We start from the raw sequence: 18,028 nt of genomic DNA on the forward strand, positions 1-18,028 counted from the left end.
AAGGATTGATAAAATGAATTTAGAGGTTATAAGACAGGAAACTCCGGGATGTTCGGATAAGATATTTTTAAACAGTGCAGGGGCTTCATTAATGCCTAAATCGGTTGTGGAGACTACCATTAAGTTTTTATATGAAGAACAGGAATTGGGAGGATATGCAGCGGCGGTGCAAAACCCTGATATCATCAATCAGTTTTATGAAGAGACGGCAAAATTGATTAATACAAAACCTTCCCATATTGCATTTGTAAGCAGTTCTACAGATGGATATGCAAAAGCTTTATCCAGTATTGATTTTAAAGAAGGAGATTGTATCATTACCACCAATGATGATTATATCTCTAATCAGATTGCGTTTATTTCGTTGCAGAAAAGATATCGTATTGAAATCATCAGAGTGGCCAATCTTCCTGACCATGAATTGGATCTTGAAGATTTTGAAAATCTGATCAAAAAACATAACCCTAAATTAATTGCTGTTACTCACATTCCTACCAATTCCGGTTTAATTCAGAATGTAGAAGGAGTGGGGAAGTTATGTAAACAGTATGATGTTCTGTATCTTGTAGATGCCTGTCAGTCAGTAGGGCAGATCGTGGTGGATGTAAAAAAAATCCATTGTGATTTTCTGACGGCAACCGGTAGGAAATTTATGCGAGGGCCCAGAGGAACCGGATTTTTATACGTTTCAGATAAAGTATTAAACCAGAAAATGTATCCTCTGTTTTTAGATAGCTGTGGTGCTCAATGGACATCATTTGATGATTTTCAGCTCAATGATACTGCTAAAAGATTTGAACTTTTTGAAAGACCTTATGCTGCTTTAGCTGGATTTGCAGAGGCTTTACGCTATGCCAATGCGATTGGAATGGATCAAATAGAGAATTACAACCGGAAATTGACCGATACTTTAAGAATTAATCTGCAGAATAATGGTTTCAGAATTCTGGATAAAGGAAACAGATTAAGCAGTATTGTGACTTTTTGCCAGGCAGATGGAAAGGTTGAAAAGATTCATAAAGCTTTGAGTGATCATAACGTGTTTTTTAAGGAAAACCGCAGACAGGATGCCTTAATAGATTTTACCTCTAAAAATGTAGATCATGCAATCCGTTTGTCCCCTCATTACTTCAATACAATGGAAGAAATTGAAAAAATATCACAACTTTTAGAAAATATACAACATTAAAATGATGGTTTTAAATTTGAAGAGCCCTGGCATTCGCCAGGGCTCTTCAAATTTATTTTTTATTCAGAAGATCAAGGGTGTGTTCTACGTGTCCGCCTCCTTTCCATTCATCGTGTCCGGGAATGATCAAGGTCGCTTGTGAATATTTGTTTTTAAGTTTTGTCATGGTTTGTGGCCATTGGGCAACGTTGGCTTCTCCCGTGTAGCCAAGATCAACGGCTGCTTTGCTCTTGACAAGACATCCTCCGTCAAGTATTTTATATTTCGGAAACCAAACCACTACATTATCAGCAGTATGTCCTTCCCCAAGAAAGTCAACTATAAATTCCTCTCCACCAATACGATATGGCTTTCCTGTTTTAATAAGCTCAGTAGAAGTTGCTTTTCCATCTTTCTTCAAAAGCTCGTTGGTTTTCGCTGTAGCGTAGGTTTTGATCCCTTTCTTATTATAAAAGCTTAAATCTCCGGCTCTGTCTTCATGCGAATGAGTGGCAAATACGGCAATAACTGGAAGATTATGTCTTTTCTGAATAGTATCTAAAAGGCTTTGATACTGTGTTTTCTGCCACGGAACATCGAATAAGACAACTCCTTTTTTGGTCACCAGATAAACGGCATTGGTAGAATATTCTTTCCCTCCGAATACTCCGAAAGTTTTATAAATATAAAAATTGGGTTGAATCTGTGGTTCAATAACAAAATCTCTTACCTGAGTGGTTTGAGCCGTTGCCAATGGACTTAGCAACATCGAAATAATAAAAAACGGAATGCTTTTTTTCATAATTTTTAAGTAATAATTATAGGTTGGGTATTTGTCGGAAAGACAAAGCCTGTAGAAAGTTTTGCAAACCTAGGTAAAAATAAATTTTCGGCTCTTTTAAAAATAGAGTTTAACCGTTTTTTAACGATTTCAGGTAAAATTACTTCCGCATATTATAATGTTATAGCAACATATTAATTGGAATTTCAAGTCCTGATTTTACTGTATTCATGGAGACTAATGTTCTGAAATGTTTGATATTATCATTCCCATAAAATATTCTGCGGGTAAGCTGTTCATAATCTTTCATAGAAGAAACAACAATGATCAGTACAAAATCCGATTCTCCCGTTACGTAGTAACATTGCTGAACTTCCGGAGCAGAAGTAAATAGTCTTTGTGCTTGATCTATCAGGTCAATTTTATCTCTTTCAAGAAAAACTTCTACAATAAGAGTAACAGAATGTTTTACTTTCTCCGTATCAATCACAGAAACATCTGCTTTGACGATTCCCGTTTCCCGCATTCTTTTGATTCGTCTCTGTACTGCAGCAGCAGATAGCCCTATATGTTCTCCAATATCTCTTTGTGGAGTAAGATTATTCTTTTGCAGGATTTCAAGGATTTGCAGGTCAAATTGATCAAGTTCATTCATTTTTTCAAAATTAAAGAGTTTTATGAAACAAAATTGCAAATTTATACTCAAATTTCGTGAAAAATCAAGTCATATTTGATGCAATTTTGCATTTCAAATAGAATTTATCATTATGAATGTACTAAAAGGTTTTTGTTTGGCAGTACTAGCTGCTTTATTTTGGGGTGTTTCCGGGACATTTGCACAATTTCTTTTTCAACAGCGGGGTATTAATATTGAATGGCTTATTACCATACGTTTACTCATTTCGGGGATATGCCTTTTGCTGTATGCAAAACTTGCAGATAAAACAGAGCTTTTTGAGATCTGGAAAAATAAAAAAGACGCTATACAACTTGTTGTTTTCAGCATTACAGGAATGCTGGCAGTTCAATATACTTACTTTGCAGCTATAAAATATTCTAATGCTGCTACTGCAACTGTTCTGCAGTATGCAGGACCTGTTATCATTGCTGTATATCTTGCTTTTAAAAATAAAAGAGTTCCTGTTCTGGTTGAAATAGCAGCGATTGTTTTAGCGGTTTTAGGAACTTTTCTACTGGTAACTCATGGAGATACATCCAGTCTTTCTGTCTCGGGAATAGCTTTGTTCTTTGGTCTGGCTTCAGCTGTTGCATTGGCTGTTTATACATTACAGCCGGTGAAACTTTTATCAAAATACAAATCTTCTCTCATCATTGGATGGGGAATGTTTTGTGCGGGCATCGTATTCAGTTTTGTAAAAGCTCCATGGGATATTCAGGGAGTATGGGACATGCAGACATTTGGGTATACGGCATTTATTGTACTATTCGGGACATTGATCGCTTTTTATTTTTATTTGTCGGCTGTTCAGATAATTGGAGGTCAGAAAACAAGTCTTCTTGCGTCTATGGAACCTCTTTCTGCCACAATTTTAGCGGTGCTTTGGCTTAAAGTTTCTTACTCTTTAATCGATTGGATTGGAAGTATATTTATTATTTCAACTATTTTTCTGTTGAGCATAAAACCTAAGAAAGTCAAAATAATACAGGAAAGAGCAGACTGATTTAAATTATTTTAAATTGAAAAATATTAGCTTTGAGTTTTTATAGTGCTTTTGGTAAAATGACAAACCTAACAGGTTTTTAAAACCTGTTAGGTTTAGCATAAGTAAAGTTTCGCTGTAAGCTGAAAATCAGAATGATTCATCTTAACTATACTTTTCGCCTTAAATTTCTTAATGGTTGAAATTCTTGAAAAGTCTGAATTTTTTAATGAAAGCCTGTAAGGTTTATTTTTTCAGTTGTAATGGTTTATTTCTTAACGAGTATTTTCTCAGCAGCCTTTTTGCTTAAAATTTCTGTTTTTCCCTCAATCTCTATCGTCATGGATTTATCAAAACTTTCTATTTTTACAATTTTTACCTTGGTGTTGAGCAGCAATTTCCTGTCATTCAGATAGGTAAGGAAAGCATCGTCGGAAAGGGTAACAGAGGCAAAGGTGACAGTCTCTCCCGGTTCACAACTGCTTAATTTTTGCAGATCCTGAGCGATAATATTACCATCTTTATCAGGGATAGGTTCTCCATGAGGATCGAATTTAGGATGATCCAGAATTTCGTCCATTTTATCAAAGAAGATTTGAGAATGCACATGCTCAAGCTGTTCTGCAATCTCATGAACGTTTTCCCAGCCAAAATTCATTTTCTTAACCAGGAACATCTCGGTAAGCCGGTGTTTGCGAACAACAAGGGCAGCTTCACGTCTTCCGCTTTCTGTAACGATTAAGGGTTTGTAGGTTTCATAAATGACCCACTTTTTTTCCGCAAATTTCTTCATCATGTTATTGACACTCGGCATTTTTACATTTAAAAATTTGCTGAGCTCATTAATCGTAACCTTTCCTTCATTGTCAACTAAATGAAACAAAGCTTTCAGGTAATTCTCTTCTGTTAGGGTTGTTTTCAAAATGTTAGATGATTTTCAGTACAAATCTAACAAAATAAAATGAAAAGTTGACTCTTGGTATTTTAACTTTTTTTACTTTTACTCTATGAAATTTTCATTCAAAAACGATTATTCTGAAGGCTGTCATCCTAATATTTTACAGGCACTTTCACAGCATAATCTTGTACAGCAGGCTGGCTATGGAGAAGATGAGTATTCATTAAAAGCGAAAGCATTAATTAAAGAAAAAATCAACAACCCGGATTCGGAAGTCTTTTTGGTTTCAGGTGGAACCCAGGCTAACTTAATTGTTATTTCTGCAATTCTAAAACCTTATCAGTGTGTTATTTCTGCTGCTCCCGGGCATATCCTGAATAATGAAACGGGAGCTATTGAAGCTACAGGCCATAAAATATTGAGCATTGAAACGGCAGATGGAAAAATAAAGGCTTCGGATATTGTTCCAATTTTAGAGGGACACAGTAATGTGCCACATCAGGTAATGCCCAAATTGGTTTATATTTCCAATTCTACAGAGCTGGGAACAATCTACCAGGCAAAAGAACTAGAAGAACTTTCCGCATTTTGTAAGGAAAATAAATTATACCTCTTTATGGATGGGGCAAGACTTGGGCATGGGCTGACAGCGGAGATCAGTGATTTGACCCTGGAAAAAGTAGCTGCTCTTACCGATATTTTCTATCTTGGAGGAACTAAAAACGGAGCTTTGATAGGAGAAGCAATCGTAATAAATAATCCTGTGCTACAGGAAGATTTTGCTTTTAATATCAAACAAAAAGGAGCGTTACTGGCAAAAGGAAGACTGTTGGGAATTCAGTTTATGGAATTGATGAAAGACAATCTGTATTTTGATCTGGCACAACATGCCAATCAGCAGGCGATGAAAATTAAAAAGGCTTTGCAGGAAAAAGGAACTGTTTTTCTTTCCGATACCTATACCAACCAGATTTTTCCTATTCTAAGCAATGATCTTATTGAGGTATTGTCTGAAAATTTTGAATTCTATGTCTGGAAAAAATTAGATGAAAATTTTTCAGCCATTCGTCTTATTACTTCATGGAGTACAGGAGATGAAGCTGTGAACCGTTTTATTGAAATGATTGAACAGAATTAGCATAAAATGAAAGCTGTCTCAAAAGTGTCATTCTGAACGAAATAAAATGTAGTGAAGAATCTCATGTAGTTGTTTGTCATAGAGATTCTTCCTTCGTCAGAATGACAAAAATCCACTAGTGGACTTTTGAGACAGCTTTTTTGTTTTATAACAAATTATTTTTTCAAAGCTTCACTTACGATCTTACAGTCTGCAGGAGTTAGCTTCTGCCCGTCTTTATAGCTGATTTTTTTCTCGTCGGCATATTTGGTTTGTCCGTCTTCTTCTTTATGATCACCGATACCTTCCGTTAAAACATTATCCTTTTGAAGGAAGTAGATGTCTCTTTTGCTCTTTTTACCTTCAGAGCTGAATTCATAAGTTAGTTTCAGGGTATCTCCGGATTTGAAACCCGTTATATCTCCTTTTGAACTGTCTTTTTCGCTGTTTTTATAAGATAATTTTCCGGTGATTGTTCCTAAATTGTCATCAATAGAAGCAAAAACACTGTCTTTCCCTGTAGTCCCGATATAACAGAACGATTTTGGCCCAAGAGTATCTATTACAGGTTCTTCCACAGCAATGGTATCTGCTTCCACTTTGGGAGCCGGTGCTTCAGTTTTCTTATTACAATTGATTAAAAAAGCTGATACAGCGCCCAATAAGATTAATTTTTTCATATCCTTAATTGTTAAAAATCAAATTTCTATTCTGCTAAAATAATAATAGTATTTGTATATTAAAAATAGGATATGAAGAGATAATGATTTTTTGGTGAAAATTAATATTTCATAAAATGGATTTAAGGAAAAATATTAATTAAAGAAATACATTGGAATTACCAATACTTACCGTACGAATTAACAGGTCGCTCCTCCGGAGCTATAATTTTAAAACAAATCCGTCCTATTAACAGTTAGCTCCTATTGGAGCTGAATTGTTCCCATTGGGATATACTATTAATAGAAAAAGTGAAGTTTCCGTAATAATAAAGCTCCAGAGGAGCGATCTGTTAATTATACTTTATCTAATTGGACAACAATGTTTAAAATATTGCTCATAATGAAATACTATTTTAATGCTCTTAAAAATATCTAAAGTTTTTAGGCACGAAAAATGATTTACTTTTTAAAATTTATTGTAATGAAAAAGATTGCTCAGGTGCTGAGTTTAGGATTATTTATTTTAGGTATATATTTTGTACCGGGACAGGCTCCTCAGAATTATATTTATACATCCTCAGGAGATCTGCATGGAATTGAAAAGATGATAACCCGCAAAGATATTGGCGGAGTACAGATTGTTTATAACTGGAAGGCTTTGGAAATATCAAAAGATGTATATGATTTTTCTGTTATTGAGAAAGATCTGACTTATCTGACGAGCCTTAACAAAAAACTATTTATTCAGCTTCAGGACAGATTTTTTGAACCACAGGCAAAATATATTCCTGAGTATGTGTTGAAAGATCAGGAATATACAGGAGGATTGGTTCCTCAGTATGATAACCCGGGCGAAAATAAACCTGTTGGAAATGGTTGGGCTACCCAGCAATGGAATCCTGCGGTCCGAATGAGATTTCAGAAACTGATAGGAGAGCTGGCAAAGCAATTTGACGGAAAAATCCAGGGTATTAATCTTCCGGAAACAGCAATAGATATTGATATGAAAAAAGACAAAACAGGCTTTAGCTGCGACCGTTATTTTCAGGCTGAATTGGAAAATTTACAATTTGCAAGATCTGCTTTCCACCAGTCTTACGTATTGCAATATGTCAATTTCTTTCCGTGTGAATGGGAAAATGATCACCAATATATGTCCAGACTCTTCGATTTTGCTTATAAAAATAAGATCGGATTGGGTGGACCTGATATTGTTCCGGATAAAAAGGCACAAATGAAAAATTCTTACCCTTTTTTTAATCAGTACAAAGGAAAGCTTTCTCTGGTTGCCATGGCCGTTCAGGAGCCGACGCTGACTTATAAAAACCCGAAAACGAAGAAACCTTTTACCAAAGAAGAATTTACAGCATATGCTGAAAACTATCTTGGCGTTAACATTATTTTCTGGAGTGTGGAATCTCCCTGGTTGAGAGATCCCAACTAATAATTCACCTTTATACTTTTAATAAACCTCTAAAGCCTCTTGCGGCGTAATAAGAATCTGCACCGTTGTGATATGTAAATACGGTATTGTATCGTCTGTCACAGAAAATTGCGCCTCCCAGTTCACGGATCTGTGGTGGTGTTTTGATCCAGCTTGAAGTCTTCTGGTCAAATTTTCCCAATTCCTGAAGTTGGCGATATTCTTCCTCTGTCAAAAGTTCAATGCCCATTTCAGAAGCGGTATCAATGACATTGCTTTCCGGTTTGTTGGCTTTTCTGGCCTCCCAGGCAGGATAATCATAGCATAAGCTTCGGCGTTTTGGACTTTCGGAGGAGCAGTCAACAAAAGAATATTCGTCTGTTTTTTTATTATAATCTACCACGTCAGGTTCACCTTCTGTAGTTTCCATTTCGTATAAAGACCGGATCTTTTCGGGATGGGCTTCCAGTTTTTGCTGGATTTTTTCCCATTTCAGATCTTTATGACGGTTCATGTTTTTTTCAAAACGGGCTTTTAGTGTTTTCAAAAGCTCGTTGATTTGTTCCTGGGTTAGTTTATTTTTCATGTCAAATTTTGTTTTGTTGTATTGTTGGATATCGCAAAGGCGCAGGTTTTGTTAATAAGGGAGTGTTTAAGACGCAAAGATTTTATCTTCGATAAAATTTTTACTTTTAAGCTTACAGCGAAGCTCACCTTAATATTCTTAACAACTTAATACAATCTTAATGTTTCAAAAATAAAGGTTTTAAAGACTTTTGATATTAAAATTATTAATCAGTAATCGAAATTTTTCTTTCTGCAGGTCTGAAATACCAGGAAATAAGAACCAGTACCAATAATAATACTGCCGGAAAAGTTCGTCCTGCTGTGTCACCAACGATAAGATGGGAAATTACAGCGCCTGACATGACAAAGAAAAATCCTGCATAGGCCCATTCCTTTAAAAGCAGACGCTTAGGAATTAAGATGGCAATAACGCCCAGAATTTTCCATACTCCTATGATGGTCATCAGATAAGAAGGATAGCCGAGATTGGTAAAATTGGCCAGTTCATCTTTGTTTTTCATCAGTTGGACAATGGCCGTTGAAACCATTCCCAAAGCCATCCAAAGGGTGAATATCCAATAGATGATTTTTGTTCTTTTTTGTGATGGTTGTGGTGTGTTCATGATTGTTTTTTTATATGATTAGTCGTTTAATCCTATTCCGTCCATGATTTGTGGAATGCATTTTTCAATGCGCGCTTCACGGGTTTTGGACTGTTTGGCAGAAGAAAAGTGGAGTAGATAAGCTCTTTGCCTTCCGGGAGTTAATGCTTTAAAGGCTTCCTGTAATGCAGGATCTTGATTCAGCTTCTCCTGAAACTCTTCAGCCATTTCAAACTCTTTTGTTTTCTTCATTTCCACTTTAGCACCTGATTCTTCTATTTCAACGGCTTGAAACATATAAGAACGAAGAACTTCTTCCAGATCATTAATCTGCGCTACTTCGGTAAAACGAATCTGTCTTGCTGCCTGTACATTTTTAGACTGCTGAATAAGGATATTGTCAGGATCTTTCATCAAAGCTCCCTTAAAGAAGAGAAGCGCACAATATTCTTTAAAACCATGGATCAGGAAAATATTTTTCCCTTCATAGGTATAACAGGGACAGCCCCATTTTAAATCTTCTACAAGCTCAGTGCTAAGGGCAATAGCTCTTAATTTTTCAAATTCTTCCTGCCATTGTCCGGCATTTTCGAAGAAAAAATTAACTTTTGGATTCATTGTGTGGTATGTTTGAGGGTTATTTAGGTCAGAGGGTTTGAGAGTATTAGAGTGTGAGAGTTTTGGGTTTCGGGATGCGAGGTTATTTATGTCGGAGGGTTTGAGCGTATTAGAGTGGGAGAGTTTCGGGTTACGGGATGCGAGTTATTCAGGGTAGTTTATAAACCTCGCACCCCGCACCTCGAAACCCGTACCCCGTATTTTTGATTTAAATATTTCCTATAACCTATTATCTGCTACCTGCTACCTAATATCTCCTGCAAACGATTATGCGCCATATTAATACCCTGTGCAAAAGGCATTTTCAGGTGCTGATCTCTGAAGTCTACAGATTTATAAATGGTTTGGATCGTGATTTTGCTGGTGGTATCCGTTAATTTTTCAAATTCTAAAAATTCCATCTGAGCCGGAAAAGGAGTGTTTTCCATCTGGAAAGTTCTTATAATTTTCTCATTCTGAACAATGTCATGAATCGTTCCATTGGCACTGAAAACCACATCGCCCTGAGGATTTGAGGTTTCAAAGCGGTAACTTCCATGTTGTTTGTTTTCGAATTGGGTTACTTTCGTTCCCATCCATTGTTCAAACAGTTCAGCTTCTGTATACGCTTTGAAAAGAAGTTCTACAGGAAGATCAAATTCTCTGATGATGAAGATTTCCTGTTTTCCGTCTTCTGCCTGGATTTTTGTTTTTAGTTCCATATTTTGGGTTTTTCTTGAGTTTGAGGGTTTGAGGGTTGGAGAGTTTGAGGGTTCGGGATGCGAGATCCGGATTATTTTGTGTTAAAGTAGGAGAGTTCAAGGTTTAAGGCTTAAAGTTTAATGCTGTTATCCTTTCACTGCTCATTGACGATTCACTTGCAAAGCAAAATTCACTATTGATATTGATGTTCACAATTTAAACTTTGACATCCATTGTCTCTCATCTATTCGTCTTTCATCTTTTATCTCATATTATTTCTTACTCATGTTTTGGAAGGCCTTCATCACACTTTCCAGCTTGTTGAATTTCTCGTCCCACATGTTGCGGAAGGGATCTATAAAATCGGCTATTTCTTTCATTTTATTGGGATTTAGGTGATAGATAATTTCTCTGCCGTTTTGTTCAGATCGCAGCAGTTCACATTCTGTAAGGATCTGGAGATGTTTTGAAACAGTGGGTCTTGCCGTATCAAAATTGGAGGCAATGGCTCCTGCTGTCATCGACTGTGTCGCTACCAATATCAATATAGATCGTCTTGTAGGATCTGCTATCGCCTGAAATACATCTCTTCTTAAGTTCATTGTGTAGTTATTTGACTACAAATATATGTGTAGTTATTTAGCTACGCAAATATTTTGTAATAAATTTTTGATTATAATGAAAAAAGCTCAACAATATAAGGAAATACATTGTTGAGCTTTGAATTTTTATAGGAGAATGGGGAAGTATGCTTAAGATCTTACTTCCAGGTCTTCAACGATATTTATGGCTTCCTGCAGATAGAGGTCTTTTTGCAGATTTTTAATCCATACCTCCGATTTAATTTTGAAGGCGGCATCATTTTTCTCTCTTTCAATATCCTTTGGATACATGGTAAATGTAAGACCGCTTTCTAATGTTTTTAATCCTTTGAATTTATCATCCTGAGCTTTTCTCTGCTTCATCAGGTCGCTGTATTTTTGAATGCTCAAAGGCACTGTTTTTTCCTTACCCAGATTTTCTTTCCATTGGGCGTATTCAAGTAAGAGTTTATAATTATCGTTTTTAGCAATTCTCTCTGCACTTACTTTCTGTACAGCCTGAATATTGAAAGAGTTTTGTCTGTTGAAGCTTGTTCCCGGTATTTTATCCCAGGCTAATGCATAGTCATCATATTTTTCACCAATGTCTGCGTAAGAGAAGATATCTTTCATCTGAATATCTGAGCTTACTCCTTTTCTCTGGGTAGACTCTCCGGTGATTCTGTAATATTTCTGAATGGTTAGTTTTATGGAACCAAAATCTTCCTCAGTACTTAAAAACCTGTTCAAATCTACAAATACCTGTACCGTTCCTTTTCCATACGAAACAGGAGAGCCCATGATAACTGCTCTTCCGTAATCCTGCATCACACCAGCTAAGATTTCTGCCGCAGAAGCAGACAATTCATTCTGCAGAATCACCAGTGGACCGTTCCAGATGGGAGCTTCATTTTTATTTTTTAAAGTGGTAATCTTTCCGTTTCCGTCTTTCACCTGCACATAAGGGCCAGCCTCCATGAAAAGCCCCATAATATCACCAACTTCCGTTAAAGAACCTCCAGAGTTGCCTCTAAGATCCAACACAATTCCCTGGATATTTTGTTCTTTAAGTTTGATGATTTCTTTTTTAATATCGTCAGAAGCATTTCTCCCGTCTTTATCTTCAAAATCAGCATTGAACTTAGGTAAATTAATAAGTCCGTATTTTTTATCAGATGTGTTGATAATAATACTTTTAGCAAAGGTATCTTCAATCGATATTTCTTCACGGATGATGGTGACATCCTGAATCGTTCCGTCTTTTTTCTGTACGGTTAAAGTGATTGGAGTTCCTTTTTCACCTCTGATTAATTTGATGGCTTCGCTGGAAAGCATATCCACAACGTTTACAGGATCAGTATCGGGAGTAGATTTTATTTTTAAGACCTTATCACCTTCAGTCAGCTGCTTGGTCTTCCATGCCGGAGCTCCAATGGATAATGTACCGATATAGAGGTTTCCTTTCTTCTCCTGGATCACGGCGCCTATCCCAATGATCTTTCCTTTGAAATCCATATCAAAATCTTTCTTTCCCTGCGGCGAATAATAATTGGTATGCGGATCGAAAATATGAGTATACGCATTGATGTATACGGTAAACCAATCCATTTTTTGCCTTTTCCTGAATCTGATAAATTTTTCTTCCAGAAGATCTTTAACATTTTCTGTCGCTTTTTTTATCTTTTCATCCTGGCTCAGCACTTCAGGCTTACTGTTGTTTTCTTTATTGTTAGAATCTTCTTTCTTCTTTTCTTCGCTTTTCCTGTTTATTGATTCTATCTCCTGCAGAATATTGTATTTCACATATTTCCTCCATTCGTTGTACTGCTGCTGTTTATTGACAGGTGCATTTTTCAGTTTAGGCTCCAAAGTCAGTATTTCATCCTCTTCCAGATTGATAGGTTTACTGAAGATATCCTTCGTCATTTTATCAATTTCATCAATCCTTTGATACAATTTATCGACTGTCAGTTTATAAAAAGTTAAATCTCCGGTGTTCAGATAATCATCCAGTTTGGTTTCATATTTACGAAACTCATCCATATCAGATTGCAGGAAATAGGTTTTTGTAGGATCTATTGATTCAAAATACTGCTTATACACTTCCTTTGAATATGCATCATTAATAGGTTTGGGGCTGTAATGCAGATAAGACAAAATATTCTTTGTATTGACCATAATGATCTGCATCTTTTCTTCTTCATTAAGGGGAGGACGGAAACCGAACACGAAAAATGTAAGCGGAAGAAGAAGTAATAAACGAACGGATCTAAAATTTTTCAACATATCTCTGATTGTGCTTTTAATTGAAAACTATGCTTGTTTTATTGCTTTTAATTGATGTATTTTCAATTTAATGATTGAAAATAGTATCAAATAAGAGTTTTCAATATGCTTTTATAAAATCATGTGAATGTATGAAAAATATTGATAATAAGTAGTTGTGGAGTGGGATTTTAAGATAAGTTTAAGGTTTGAATTTTAAGGAGGCTAAGGATGGACAAGTGAACTTGCCTGACGAAGCGGATGATAGTTTCTCGCAGATTTTGGAGATTACGCAGATCTTTTTAGAATTATAATCTGCGATATCTGCTTGATCTGCGGGAGATTATTTTTTTGAACCATTAAGGAGGACTTAAGGCTTTAAGTAAAGTTAAGATTCAAATAAATTTGAATGAAGGATTGTATTTCAAGAATGTCTTTAAATATTCTCTTAATATTCTTAATTACTTATCTATTCTTAATGGTTCAAGTTCTTTATTTTAATTTTGATTTTTTAACGCAAAGTTTTCAAATAAAGGCTTTTATACTTTAAGGTGGCTAAGGATGGGCAAGTGAACTTGCCTGACGAAGCGGATGATAGTTTCTCGCAGATTTTGGAGATTACGCAGATCTTTTTTAGAATTATAATCTGCGATATCTGCTTGATCTGCGGGAGATTATTTTTTTGAACCATTAAGGAGGACTTAAGGCTTTAAGTAAAGTTAAGCTTCAAATAAATTTGAATGAAGCGTTGTGCTTTAGAATATCTTTAGATATTCCCTTAATATTCTTAATTACTTATCTATTTTTAATGGTTCAAATAAAAGATTTTATACTTTAAGGTGACGAAGGATGACAGTTTCTCGCTGATTTTGGAGATTACGCAGATCTTTTTTAGAGTTATAATCTGTGAGATCTGTTTGATCTGCGGGAGATTTTAAATTGTTTATTTTATAAAAATACCAATATATTTTCCATTGTATTCTACAACAGAAGTGTTAATGTTTTTTTTGATACAAAAATCCTGATAAGCAGAATTGTCACCAATATCATCACTAATAAAGACTGCACCAGGCTTCAGTCTTTTGTAAATCTGATGGTAAGCCCACATTCTTCCGTGGTAACTTTTATCAGAATCATAGTGGAAAACATCAAAAGAGGAAACTTTTTTAAAAATTTTAGGTAATGATTCTCTGTCCGCAAAACGGAATAGCTGCCAATACTTTTTAAGGTTTTCAGGAATAACATATCCCACATACTGATCTCCATCCTGAGCAAGATAAGGCATATCTGAGCTATAGAGTGTACCATTTCTTTGTTGAAGCGAAAGTAATATGGCCAGAGAAGACCATCCATAAGCCACACCTGTTTCCAGAACGTTTTGTGCTTTGGTAAATTCGCAGGCGTAATAAATGAGCTCCAGAGCGCCAGGTCCACCCATTGTAATAGGACATTCTTTTTCTTTTAAGCTGGCCTTTTCCAGGATATCAGCATAGGTAGATCTGAAATGATCTGTATTCATCGAGAAAAGTCTGGAAACGGCTTCTTCTTGGGAAACTGCTATGGAGGCAGCCCAGGCATTTGTTTTTGCTTTTCCTTTGAACGGACTTCTTCTGCTTACCGTATTTTTAATGATTTTTCTGCCCAGTTCAGGATAAAGAGCAGGTCTTTTAAGATAAGCTACAAATGTTTTGAGAACTGTTGACATTTCATTGATTGTATTAAAGTTACAAGACAAATGTATCCTATTCAAAACCATATTGCATTGAGGCAATATTAATTTTAAGACTAAATCTGTTTACGATTTTTTAATACACAGATTCCGGTAATCAATCAGTGAAATATCTTACTTTGATGTAAGGATTATGTTTTAAAGCATTCATTTGCTTTGTTTTAAAGCTAATGATAGTTAGTGAACCTGCCGGGAGAGTCGCTTGCAGATTTTGATGATTAAGCAGATGTTTATACGATAACTTGGGGGATCTGTTTGATTTGCAGAAGAAAATATTGTTTGATTTTCGCCTGTTTAAAGGAGAAAACGTTTCTTTAAATTGGAGGAAGAGTTTTTGTTTTTTGCTTTACAAAAATGTCTATCCAAAAATATATGGAGTACAGTCATAAAAACGGTAATTCTATTCTGCTTTTTCACTGGGGTAGGTACTTTGTTTTTTTGTTAACACACTAAAAAGTGTGTTGTTTGATGGTTGCAAATGTATAAAATAATTGTATAAACAGAAAGAAAAATGAGATGAAATTATTCTGCTCATTTTTAGTGTTCTATGGCTGTGGAAAGCTATACTCAGGAAATTGCCTTATCTTTGAGGTTTCTATGCCTTCCGGTATTAATCAATAGTATTCGAAAATGAAATTTTTATTAGACCTTTTATTCCGTGTTGTTCAGCTTTTTACAGAACCTTATTTCTTAGTATTTCTTGCAGTAGTTATCATTGCTCTGCTCAAAAGAAAAAACAAACGCAAAAATCTGAGAATAGGGATTGGCTTTTTTGCCGTGTTAATGATCATTTTTATAGGAAATGGCTTTCTGGGAAAACTGACTTCCGGGTATCTGCAGAAAAATTATGTGAGTACAATGGTGAGTAAAAATAAAGCTCCTCAAAATCCCGTTATTGTTGTATTGGGTGGTGGCGTTGTAGATTTTGAACACACAGAAAAGCTGCATACCCTGTCTTATTCCAGAATGGTAACGGCTTATCAGCTGTATCATGAATATAAGACCAATAATCTGCCTTGTAAAATCCTGATTTCCGGAAAAGGTAGAGGCCACAAAAGTGAAGCAGAATTATTCAGTGAAAATTTTAGAAAGATGGGAGTATCAGATGCTGATATCATTAAAGAAGATAAAAGCATGAATACCTATGAAAATGCAAAATACTCCAGCAAGATCTTACAGCAGATGGCTCCGTCTGATGTATACCTGGTTACTTCCGGTTTTCATATGAAAAGGTCTATGGATTTGTTTCAGACATTTGGATTAAACCCAGTTCCACAAGCTTCAGATATTATAGATACTGAAATTACTGTATTTCCTAACAGTTATAATGCAGCATTTACTTTTGTGATGCTCAAAGAAGTGTTGGGAATATGGCAGGTGCAGCTGTATAATAGTTTAGGATTGAATGGATAGTTATTTAAAACTATGATATACAAACCGGACACTTAAGTTAGTTTAAGTGTCTGGTTTTGGTTTAAATAGCTTTGTTTTTTATTTTGTTTTCTTAATAGAAATTACCGTCTGCAAAACCACAGAAGCAATAATAAACACCAATCCTATATAAAACGAAAGATTCACTTCTTTGCTTTCTCCGAAAAATAAGAACGCCATAATAATAGCATAAACGGGTTCCAGATTGTATGTTAAGTTGACGGTAAATGCCGGAATTTTCTTCAAAACCTCTGCAAACATCACATATAAGCCAACGGTACAAAAAAGTGATAAAACGCCCAAATAGACCGTGTTTTTTAAGTCAGGAACTATGCTATCTGACTGAAAATAGAGGAGATATACGGGCAAAAACGCTCCCCAGCATAAAGTACCGGCAATCATCTGATAATAGTTGATAACCTTGGTATCAAAATGACTCACCAGCCGTTTGTTATAAATTGTATACAAAGCCCCGAATGCCGATGAAAAGACACCTAATATAATCCCAAGCTGATAGGAAGTATCAAAATGAAATATTAAGCTGATTCCTACAATGGTCAGCGTACTCAGAAGTAATTCAGAAAGCTTGAATTTCTCTTTATCAAGAACAGGTTTGAATACGGCTGTGAAAAAACTTGTCAGGCAGTAGCATACCACACCAATGGATATATTGGCATATTTTATACTGGCATAAAAAAGAAGCCAGTGTAACGTAAGCAGTAAGCCGGCTTTTGAAATCTGAATTTTTCCCCGGAAAGGAATATCCGTTGGGATTTTCAAGAGCCTTACAATAAAGAACAAAATAATAGAGGAGAAGAGGAGTCTGTACCAGACCAGCAAACCTTCGTTAAGAGTGATCAATTTCCCGAATACACCTGTAAATCCGGCCAGAATTACGGCCAGATGTAATAATAAATATGATTTTTTCATTAGAGAATGAACTGTAAAATTGGAATTAATATTTTTGTTAGAATGTGAAGCACGAAAAACCCGGTCGTTAATACGTTAACGACATGAGTACGCTTCAAATTAAATTGAAAATATTAAGGTGCCGGAGGAGGCAGACAGTTCGAGCGGTTCATATTGATCTGTTGAATGTCAAATATAGGGAAAAATATTTTGAGAGTCTACATAAAAAATACATTGAACTTGTGTCCATCCGGATCTGCAAATACAAAACCGTAGTAGTTTTCTCCAAAGCTCTCAGGTTCTGAAACAATGGTTCCTCCGGCATTTTTTACTTCTTCAGCCCATTCATCGACCTGGTTTTTACTTTCTGCAGAAAGGGTGAATATAATTTCGTTGGAACTTTGCGGATCTCCAAATTTCATGCTTTTAAGGTTGTTTTCTATGACATTTTTTAAGAAAAAGTGAACAATCAATTCATTTCCAGCCAGAAAAAAACTTACCAGCTCATTGGAACTGTGTGGATTATTGGGTCTGAATCCCAGCTCAGTATAGAATTTCTGTGTACGTTCAAGGTCGGTTACGGCCAGATTGGCCCAGATCATTTTAGGTTTCATATTATTTTATTTTTTGGTCAGGATAAAGGTATTCTGTTTTTAGAGAAGAAAAACTGCCATGTGACAAGATTTTGTATTTCCTTTGATTAATTTAACATAATATAAAGGGGCAAATTATGATTAAAGATCGAGAGGCCGCAAGAGACCCTTGTCAAGGTTCTGAACCTTGACAAGGGTTAAGAAGAAACATCTTTTTTCTGACCATGAATTGCCGTACGGTCAATATTTTTTCAAAGATTGGGCCTTCACGCGTTTAAAGAAAACTCAGAGGATTATGAAGAACTGGATGGACTTGTAGAGGAATATGAAGTAAAAAAAAAT

The 18,028-nt window shown here is 35.6% G+C and carries 18 protein-coding genes; 5 read left to right on the forward strand and 13 right to left on the reverse strand.

The window, feature by feature from the left end:
• Window positions 1-13 precede the first annotated feature (13 nt).
• Window positions 14-1,189 carry an aminotransferase class V-fold PLP-dependent enzyme gene (locus tag RAH34_RS07295; protein WP_306595655.1) on the forward strand — a complete coding sequence of 392 codons (1,176 nt, stop codon included), beginning with the start codon at window positions 14-16 and terminating at the stop codon, window positions 1,187-1,189.
• A gap of 52 nt (window positions 1,190-1,241) precedes the next feature.
• On the opposite strand, the gene blaIND is transcribed toward RAH34_RS07295, so the two are convergent.
• Window positions 1,242-1,970: an IND family subclass B1 metallo-beta-lactamase gene (gene blaIND / locus RAH34_RS07300; protein ID WP_114822359.1), complete on the reverse strand. Its 729-nt coding sequence runs from the start codon at window positions 1,968-1,970 to the stop codon at window positions 1,242-1,244.
• A gap of 160 nt (window positions 1,971-2,130) precedes the next feature.
• Window positions 2,131-2,604: an Lrp/AsnC family transcriptional regulator gene (locus tag RAH34_RS07305; RefSeq protein ID WP_202840594.1), complete on the reverse strand. Its 474-nt coding sequence runs from the start codon at window positions 2,602-2,604 to the stop codon at window positions 2,131-2,133.
• A gap of 136 nt (window positions 2,605-2,740) precedes the next feature.
• Between RAH34_RS07305 and RAH34_RS07310 the strand changes: the two genes are divergently transcribed.
• Window positions 2,741-3,631 (forward strand): DMT family transporter, encoded by an 891-nt coding sequence (locus tag RAH34_RS07310; protein WP_306595656.1) that lies wholly within the window; start codon window positions 2,741-2,743, stop codon window positions 3,629-3,631.
• A 247-nt stretch (window positions 3,632-3,878) separates the two neighbouring features.
• On the opposite strand, the gene RAH34_RS07315 is transcribed toward RAH34_RS07310, so the two are convergent.
• Window positions 3,879-4,532 carry a metal-dependent transcriptional regulator gene (locus tag RAH34_RS07315; RefSeq protein ID WP_306595657.1) on the reverse strand — a complete coding sequence of 218 codons (654 nt, stop codon included), beginning with the start codon at window positions 4,530-4,532 and terminating at the stop codon, window positions 3,879-3,881.
• Window positions 4,533-4,617: 85 nt separating this feature from the next.
• Here RAH34_RS07315 and RAH34_RS07320 point away from each other — a divergent pair, with 85 nt between their 5' ends.
• Window positions 4,618-5,646 (forward strand): low specificity L-threonine aldolase, encoded by a 1,029-nt coding sequence (locus RAH34_RS07320; protein WP_306595658.1) that lies wholly within the window; start codon window positions 4,618-4,620, stop codon window positions 5,644-5,646.
• Between the two features lie 155 nt (window positions 5,647-5,801).
• Here the strand turns inward: RAH34_RS07320 and RAH34_RS07325 are convergent, their stop codons facing one another.
• Window positions 5,802-6,305 carry a hypothetical protein gene (locus RAH34_RS07325; RefSeq protein ID WP_306595659.1) on the reverse strand — a complete coding sequence of 168 codons (504 nt, stop codon included), beginning with the start codon at window positions 6,303-6,305 and terminating at the stop codon, window positions 5,802-5,804.
• Between the two features lie 463 nt (window positions 6,306-6,768).
• On the opposite strand from RAH34_RS07325, the gene RAH34_RS07330 reads away from it, so the two are divergent.
• Window positions 6,769-7,731, forward strand: a complete 963-nt coding sequence (locus RAH34_RS07330; RefSeq protein WP_306595660.1) for a hypothetical protein — start codon at window positions 6,769-6,771, stop codon at window positions 7,729-7,731.
• A 10-nt stretch (window positions 7,732-7,741) separates the two neighbouring features.
• Here RAH34_RS07330 and RAH34_RS07335 read toward each other — a convergent pair whose 3' ends face one another.
• The 7 genes from RAH34_RS07335 to RAH34_RS07365 all read right to left on the reverse strand — a co-directional run bounded on the left by RAH34_RS07335 (window position 7,742) and on the right by RAH34_RS07365 (window position 14,729).
• Complete coding sequence (locus RAH34_RS07335) at window positions 7,742-8,296, reverse strand: DUF4256 domain-containing protein (protein WP_306595661.1); 555 nt, start codon at window positions 8,294-8,296, stop codon at window positions 7,742-7,744.
• 205 nt (window positions 8,297-8,501) lie between these two features.
• A complete protein-coding gene (locus tag RAH34_RS07340; protein ID WP_306595662.1) occupies window positions 8,502-8,900 on the reverse strand; it encodes a DoxX family protein in 399 nt (132 codons plus the stop codon).
• An 18-nt stretch (window positions 8,901-8,918) separates the two neighbouring features.
• A complete protein-coding gene (locus RAH34_RS07345) occupies window positions 8,919-9,497 on the reverse strand; it encodes a YdeI family protein (RefSeq protein ID WP_306595663.1) in 579 nt (192 codons plus the stop codon).
• A 236-nt stretch (window positions 9,498-9,733) separates the two neighbouring features.
• Window positions 9,734-10,198, reverse strand: coding sequence for an SRPBCC domain-containing protein (locus RAH34_RS07350; RefSeq protein WP_306595664.1), 465 nt, complete (start codon window positions 10,196-10,198; stop codon window positions 9,734-9,736).
• Between the two features lie 252 nt (window positions 10,199-10,450).
• Window positions 10,451-10,780, reverse strand: a complete 330-nt coding sequence (locus tag RAH34_RS07355) for a helix-turn-helix transcriptional regulator (protein WP_306595665.1) — start codon at window positions 10,778-10,780, stop codon at window positions 10,451-10,453.
• 150 nt (window positions 10,781-10,930) lie between these two features.
• Window positions 10,931-13,045: a carboxy terminal-processing peptidase gene (locus RAH34_RS07360; protein WP_306595666.1), complete on the reverse strand. Its 2,115-nt coding sequence runs from the start codon at window positions 13,043-13,045 to the stop codon at window positions 10,931-10,933.
• A gap of 922 nt (window positions 13,046-13,967) precedes the next feature.
• Window positions 13,968-14,729: an O-methyltransferase gene (locus tag RAH34_RS07365; protein WP_306595667.1), complete on the reverse strand. Its 762-nt coding sequence runs from the start codon at window positions 14,727-14,729 to the stop codon at window positions 13,968-13,970.
• Window positions 14,730-15,383: 654 nt separating this feature from the next.
• On the opposite strand from RAH34_RS07365, the gene RAH34_RS07370 reads away from it, so the two are divergent.
• A complete protein-coding gene (locus tag RAH34_RS07370; protein WP_306595668.1) occupies window positions 15,384-16,166 on the forward strand; it encodes a YdcF family protein in 783 nt (260 codons plus the stop codon).
• A gap of 78 nt (window positions 16,167-16,244) precedes the next feature.
• Here the strand turns inward: RAH34_RS07370 and RAH34_RS07375 are convergent, their stop codons facing one another.
• Window positions 16,245-17,114, reverse strand: a complete 870-nt coding sequence (locus tag RAH34_RS07375; RefSeq protein ID WP_114822373.1) for a DMT family transporter — start codon at window positions 17,112-17,114, stop codon at window positions 16,245-16,247.
• Between the two features lie 197 nt (window positions 17,115-17,311).
• Window positions 17,312-17,707, reverse strand: coding sequence for a VOC family protein (locus RAH34_RS07380; RefSeq protein WP_306595669.1), 396 nt, complete (start codon window positions 17,705-17,707; stop codon window positions 17,312-17,314).
• Between the last annotated feature and the right edge of the window lie 321 nt (window positions 17,708-18,028).

Source organism: Chryseobacterium sp. WLY505, from assembly GCF_030846215.1.
In the GTDB taxonomy this organism is placed as follows: Bacteria; Bacteroidota; Bacteroidia; order Flavobacteriales; family Weeksellaceae; genus Chryseobacterium.

Bases quoted from the DNA above. Each gene is read 5' to 3' on its own strand.
- RAH34_RS07295 (WP_306595655.1), top strand. From the start codon at position 14: ATGAATTTAGAGGTTATAAGACAGGAAACTCCGGGATGTTCGGATAAG.
- blaIND (WP_114822359.1), bottom strand. From the start codon at position 1,970: ATGAAAAAAAGCATTCCGTTTTTTATTATTTCGATGTTGCTAAGTCCA.
- RAH34_RS07305 (WP_202840594.1), bottom strand. From the start codon at position 2,604: ATGAATGAACTTGATCAATTTGACCTGCAAATCCTTGAAATCCTGCAA.
- RAH34_RS07320 (WP_306595658.1), top strand. From the start codon at position 4,618: ATGAAATTTTCATTCAAAAACGATTATTCTGAAGGCTGTCATCCTAAT.
- RAH34_RS07325 (WP_306595659.1), bottom strand. From the start codon at position 6,305: ATGAAAAAATTAATCTTATTGGGCGCTGTATCAGCTTTTTTAATCAAT.
- RAH34_RS07330 (WP_306595660.1), top strand. From the start codon at position 6,769: ATGAAAAAGATTGCTCAGGTGCTGAGTTTAGGATTATTTATTTTAGGT.
- RAH34_RS07335 (WP_306595661.1), bottom strand. From the start codon at position 8,296: ATGAAAAATAAACTAACCCAGGAACAAATCAACGAGCTTTTGAAAACA.
- RAH34_RS07340 (WP_306595662.1), bottom strand. From the start codon at position 8,900: ATGAACACACCACAACCATCACAAAAAAGAACAAAAATCATCTATTGG.
- RAH34_RS07345 (WP_306595663.1), bottom strand. From the start codon at position 9,497: ATGAATCCAAAAGTTAATTTTTTCTTCGAAAATGCCGGACAATGGCAG.
- RAH34_RS07350 (WP_306595664.1), bottom strand. From the start codon at position 10,198: ATGGAACTAAAAACAAAAATCCAGGCAGAAGACGGAAAACAGGAAATC.
- RAH34_RS07355 (WP_306595665.1), bottom strand. From the start codon at position 10,780: ATGAACTTAAGAAGAGATGTATTTCAGGCGATAGCAGATCCTACAAGA.
- RAH34_RS07360 (WP_306595666.1), bottom strand. From the start codon at position 13,045: ATGTTGAAAAATTTTAGATCCGTTCGTTTATTACTTCTTCTTCCGCTT.
- RAH34_RS07365 (WP_306595667.1), bottom strand. From the start codon at position 14,729: ATGTCAACAGTTCTCAAAACATTTGTAGCTTATCTTAAAAGACCTGCT.
- RAH34_RS07370 (WP_306595668.1), top strand. From the start codon at position 15,384: ATGAAATTTTTATTAGACCTTTTATTCCGTGTTGTTCAGCTTTTTACA.
- RAH34_RS07375 (WP_114822373.1), bottom strand. From the start codon at position 17,114: ATGAAAAAATCATATTTATTATTACATCTGGCCGTAATTCTGGCCGGA.
- RAH34_RS07380 (WP_306595669.1), bottom strand. From the start codon at position 17,707: ATGAAACCTAAAATGATCTGGGCCAATCTGGCCGTAACCGACCTTGAA.